Raw genomic sequence first — 5,020 nt, 5'->3', positions numbered from 1 at the left:
GTAAGAGCGGAACCATAAGTCGCCGTTACCGAAGAAACGGATATGTACACCATCAACTCAACACCACCCCCTCCCGAGCCTTGCGCCTGTTCTTGATCCCATAACAAACCCACATAAACACCACCCAAACCGGAATCGCATACACCGACACCTGAATCCCCGGAATCAGCAGCATCACCCCAAGAATAAACACCACAAACGCCAGGCAAACATAATTCCCATACGGATACCAAAGCGCCTTGAACAACGGCACCTGCCCCGTCCGATCCATATGCTGCCTAAACTTGAAATGCGAAAAACTGATCATCGCCCAGTTGATCACCAGGGTCGCCACCACCAGCGACATCAACAACTCCAGCGCATGCTGCGGAATCAGGTAATTCATCAACACCGCCACCAGCGTAATCGCCGCCGACGCCAGGATCGACCGCACCGGCACCCCACGCTTGTCGATCTTCGCCAATGCCCGCGGCGCATCACCCTGCTCGGCCATCCCCAACAGCATCCGGCTATTGCAGTAAGTGCCGCTGTTGTAGACCGACAACGCCGCCGTCAGCACCACAAAGTTGAGAATATGCGCTGCCGTGTTACTGCCCAACATCGAAAACACCTGCACAAACGGACTGCCGCTATAGGCGTCCCCGGAGGCATTCAGGGTCTCCAGCAAGCTGTCCCAAGGCGTCAACGACAACAGCACCACCAACGCGCCGATGTAGAAAATCAGGATCCGGTAGATCACCTGGTTGATCGCCTTCGGAATCACCGTGCGTGGCTTGTCCGCCTCAGCCGCAGTAAACCCGAGCATCTCCAGGCCGCCAAACGAGAACATGATGATCGCCATGGCCATCACCAAACCACCCACGCCATGGGGAAAGAACCCGCCGTGCTCCCACAGGTTGGTCACCGAGGCTTGTGGCCCGCCGGTGCCGCTCACCAGCAGGTAACTGCCCAGGGCGATCATGCCGACAATGGCGACCACCTTGATGATCGCAAACCAGAACTCGGCCTCGCCGAAGACTTTGACGTTGGAAAGATTGATCACATTGATCAACACAAAAAACGCCGCCGCCGACACCCAGGTCGGGATCTCGGGCCACCAGTAGTGCACATACTTGCCAACTGCCGTCAGCTCCGACATGCCCACCAGGATGTACAAAATCCAGCAGTTCCAGCCCGACAGGAAGCCGGCGAAACCGCCCCAATACTTGTGGGCAAAGTGGCTGAAGGAACCGGCCACCGGCTCTTCGACGATCATCTCGCCCAGCTGGCGCATGATCATGAAGGCGATAAAGCCGCAGATGGCATACCCGAGGATCATCGACGGCCCGGCGGATTTCAGCACGCCGGCCGACCCCAGGAACAACCCGGTGCCAATCGCGCCACCGAGGGCGATCAGTTGGATATGGCGATTTTTCAGGCCGCGCTTCAGTTCGCCTGAATGCGAGTTGGCTTCACTCATGGAAAGGGTCTCACGCAAGGTTTGAGGGTGCTCATGGAGGGGTGCTGCTTTGGTAACGGGCTACAGCAGCGCCGATCAAACCCCGGTCCAGCGTTTTTTCTTACGGTCATACGTCACCTGTTGTTTTTATCTGTGACGAAATCGAACCCGACGGGCTTGTGGCCAGGCGGAATGAACAAGGCGGATAGCCCTGAGAGAGTGGGATCACAGTAAAACGCGGCGCATTGTACACCGCCAAACCTGTCTGGGCTGACAGGATGCGGTGCGGCAGATAGGAGGGACATTAGGAAAATTCTTTCAGATAACGAGAAGTTGACGAAAGGACGATTCCTACAAAACGATGCAACCAACTCTCTGTTTCATCGACATAAACCAAATCGCCATCAAAACGGAATAAAAAATCCAAATGGAACCGTGTCAATAAAAATTTTGCAATCCCAAACACTCTCTTCTAGGTTCATCCACTTGCCCAGCGCAGCAAGCTGGCAAGCTCGTTCTCAAACAACGTCATCTAGGAGATTCACCATGCAAGCACTGGAAAATGACCTGGAAACCGAACTGCAACTCGACGATTGGTTTGAAGCGCCGACCCATGAGGCCGCCGTTGAAATGATGCAAGCCGATGCCGTCGTGCCGTTCGGCACCGCGATGTGGCCTTTCTAATCTGATCAGGCACCCCGGCAGGTGCGGGACGCCGCACCTGCCACTGCTCCTACCGAAGGCTTTGAAGGAAGGACGTCATGGACAAGGCCCGCGCCGTCGAACATTTTCTGTATTACCTCGCCCATCACCCGGCCCTCGCCGGCCTGCACCGCCCCACCATTTTGCTTGGCCATACCGAACGCTACGACGCCATCGCCCAGTCGATCATCCAGGGCTGCGCCGCCCGCTTCGACTTCCAGGTACAACGCCTGGACCAAGCCCCCAGCGAAACGCTGGCCAAGGCCATCGAAGGCTGTGACCTGTACATGTTTCTCTACGATTCCTCGACCTTGCCCAACCCACGCGCCGAAGGCCCGGACTTTATCCGCGCACTGCAGGGCGTGATGGCCGAGCACTGGAAAAAGTCCCTGCTGCTCAAGGACTATGGCGATTACTTCTACGACACCTTCAGCGTCGCCCCACAGCGGATTGCCGACCTCAACGCCACGTTGATCCGGCGCATGTCCCAGGCCAGCGTGCTGAGCTTCACCGACCAGCATGGCTCGCGCCTTGAAGCGCCCATGAGCAGCATCAAGAAGTGGACCAATATCAACGGCGTCGGCAACCACGACCTGGCGCCCGGCGAGATCGCGACCCACAGCGAGGCCATCAACGGCCAGGTGCGGTTTGTCGGCACCTTCCTCAGCACCATTCCCTTTGCGCGTAAATACGGCGTGCTGCAATCACCGCTGGAACTGTGGATCGAGAACTCGACCATCTGCACCGTGGCCAGCGAAGTGCCGGGGCTGGCGGATGACTTCAACAAATACCTGAATGCCAACCCGTCCAATCGCCGGGTGGAAGAACTGGGCATTGGCACCAATGAAGGCGTGAAGGATTTGTATGCGCGCAACGCCGGCTTTGAAGAGCGTCATTGCGGGCTGCACCTGGGATTGGGTGGCGGGCAGAAAGGCAGCCATCATCTGGACCTGATCTTCGCCAGTGGCGTGTTGGCCCTCGACGATAAACCCGTGTTCGATGGGGCTTTCATGTTCTGACACGCCCGCCAAAACAATGGAGATCAACTGTGGGAGCGGGCTTGCTCGCGAATGCGGTGGGTCAGTCACTGGATGTATCAACTGATACACCGCATTCGCGAGCAAGCCCGCTCCCACAATGGACCTGCTTTGCTCATAGAGCAGGCTCCAAATCCAGGCCAAAAAAAAACGCCAACCCGAGGGTTGGCGTTTTTATGCAGCGCTTAACGAATCACTGCGGCTTCTTGCGACCAAAACCTGGACGCTGGCCGGAACCGGCCGGTGCACCACGACGCTTGCCCGATGGCGCGTCATCGACCAGCTTCAGGCCCGGGCGCTTTTTCGGCGATGGCTTGGCTGGACGTTTGGTGCTGGCGCTGTCGTCGGCACGGCCCGCAGCCGGAGCACCACGACCAGACTCGCCACGGTTACCGCGACCGCCAGCAGGTGCATCACCACGACCGGCTGGACGCGGTGCGCGCGGCGCACGTTCGCCATCCTGACGGGGCGGTGCCGAAGGACGACGCTCGCCTTCGATGTGCGGCTCGCGGGAGATGCGGCCGCCCGTGGCCGGTGCATCCAGCGCAGGGCGCAGGGTGCGGGCAACACGGTCGGTACGCGCCACCGGACGCGACGATTTACGCTGCATACGCTCAAGCTTGTCTTTGCTCTTGGCGTTCATCTGCGGCATGGCCACCGGCGTCAGGCCGACTTCGGCACTGAGGATGTCGACTTCGTACTGGCTCATTTCGCGCCAGCGGCCCATCGGCAGGTCGGAGTTGAGGAACACCGGGCCGAAACGCACGCGCTTCAGGCGGCTGACCACCAGGCCCTGGGATTCCCACAGGCGACGTACTTCACGGTTACGGCCTTCCATCACCACGCAGTGGTACCAATGGTTGAAGCCTTCGCCGCCCGGCGCCTGCTTGATGTCCGTGAACCTGGCCGGGCCGTCTTCCAGCACGACGCCGGCTTTCAAGCGCTCGATCATTTCGTCATCGACTTCACCACGCACACGTACCGCGTATTCACGGTCCATCTCGTAGGAAGGGTGCATCAGGCGGTTGGCCAGCTCACCGTCGGTGGTGAACATCAGCAAGCCGGTGGTGTTGATGTCGAGACGACCGATGTTGATCCAGCGGCCTTCTTTGGGGCGCGGCATCTTGTCGAATACGGTTGGACGGCCTTCCGGGTCGTCACGGGTGCAGATTTCGCCATCAGGCTTGTTGTACATGATGACGCGGCGCACCGATTCGGCGGCCTCTTCACGCTTGATGACCTTGCCATCAATGGTGATGGCATCGTGCAGGTCGACGCGCTGGCCAAGGGTGGCTTCAACGCCGTTGACCTTGATGCGCTTCTGGGTGATCCAGGCTTCTACGTCGCGGCGCGAGCCTACGCCGATACGGGCGAGGACTTTCTGCAGTTTTTCGCCTGCGGGGCCGATTTCCTGGGTGTCGTTCTGGTCTTGGTCACTCATCTTAAGCACCTCCCGGTGTGTCGATTCAGGCTTGGCCTGAAGATAGTAAAAGCTGGGCTTTTGGCGAACGCATCGCCAAAGGGTCGCGAATCATACGCTCATGGCGCGCGTTGCGCATCAGAGACTAGTCGATAAGTGCGGGCTCATTTGCCTTTCCGCCGACCGGTGGCACCCAGCGCCAGCAGGCGCAGCTCGGCTTCGGCGAGTACCGTGCGCTTGTCGACCTTGTCGAGTTTCTTCCAGGCACGGATCTCGCGCTTGCTGCGCCCGCAGCCCACGCAGATGTCATCGGTGAATTTGCAGACGCTGATGCAGGGGTCTTTGGTGGAGCTCATTTGAGTTCTCCTTGCTGGCGACAATCCAAATGTGGGAGCGGGCTTGCTCGCGAATGCGGTGGGTCAG

General features: G+C 59.0%; 5 protein-coding genes. 2 read left to right on the top strand and 3 right to left on the bottom strand.

Annotation, left to right across the window (positions count from 1 at the left end; all coding sequences use genetic code 11):
* Positions 1-52 precede the first annotated feature (52 nt).
* Positions 53-1,459: an amino acid permease gene (locus tag HX786_RS30970; protein WP_134327224.1), complete on the bottom strand. Its 1,407-nt coding sequence runs from the start codon at positions 1,457-1,459 to the stop codon at positions 53-55.
* A 525-nt stretch (positions 1,460-1,984) separates the two neighbouring features.
* Between HX786_RS30970 and HX786_RS30965 the strand changes: the two genes are divergently transcribed.
* Together HX786_RS30965 and HX786_RS30960 are read left to right on the top strand one after the other, a co-directional pair.
* Positions 1,985-2,122 (top strand): hypothetical protein, encoded by a 138-nt coding sequence (locus HX786_RS30965; RefSeq protein WP_003175756.1) that lies wholly within the window; start codon positions 1,985-1,987, stop codon positions 2,120-2,122.
* Positions 2,123-2,199: 77 nt separating this feature from the next.
* Entirely contained in the window at positions 2,200-3,159 is a 960-nt protein-coding gene (locus HX786_RS30960) for a leucyl aminopeptidase (RefSeq protein WP_102605965.1), read from the top strand.
* Between the two features lie 211 nt (positions 3,160-3,370).
* On the opposite strand, the gene rluB is transcribed toward HX786_RS30960, so the two are convergent.
* Positions 3,371-4,618 (bottom strand): 23S rRNA pseudouridine(2605) synthase RluB, encoded by a 1,248-nt coding sequence (gene rluB / locus HX786_RS30955; protein WP_003220080.1) that lies wholly within the window; start codon positions 4,616-4,618, stop codon positions 3,371-3,373.
* A gap of 143 nt (positions 4,619-4,761) precedes the next feature.
* Positions 4,762-4,953, bottom strand: coding sequence for a DUF1289 domain-containing protein (locus HX786_RS30950; RefSeq protein ID WP_008433107.1), 192 nt, complete (start codon positions 4,951-4,953; stop codon positions 4,762-4,764).
* Positions 4,954-5,020: the final 67 nt, after the last annotated feature.

This window comes from Pseudomonas sp. 21615526, from assembly GCF_013386245.1.
In the GTDB taxonomy this organism is placed as follows: domain Bacteria; phylum Pseudomonadota; class Gammaproteobacteria; order Pseudomonadales; family Pseudomonadaceae; genus Aquipseudomonas.
This window is presented reverse-complemented; position numbering and strand designations above follow the sequence as displayed.

Coding starts and splice junctions, on each gene's coding strand:
- HX786_RS30965 (WP_003175756.1), top strand. CDS start 1,985: ATGCAAGCACTGGAAAATGACCTGGAAACCGAACTGCAACTCGACGAT.
- HX786_RS30960 (WP_102605965.1), top strand. CDS start 2,200: ATGGACAAGGCCCGCGCCGTCGAACATTTTCTGTATTACCTCGCCCAT.
- rluB (WP_003220080.1), bottom strand. CDS start 4,618: ATGAGTGACCAAGACCAGAACGACACCCAGGAAATCGGCCCCGCAGGC.
- HX786_RS30950 (WP_008433107.1), bottom strand. CDS start 4,953: ATGAGCTCCACCAAAGACCCCTGCATCAGCGTCTGCAAATTCACCGAT.
- HX786_RS30970 (WP_134327224.1), bottom strand. CDS start 1,459: ATGAGTGAAGCCAACTCGCATTCAGGCGAACTGAAGCGCGGCCTGAAA.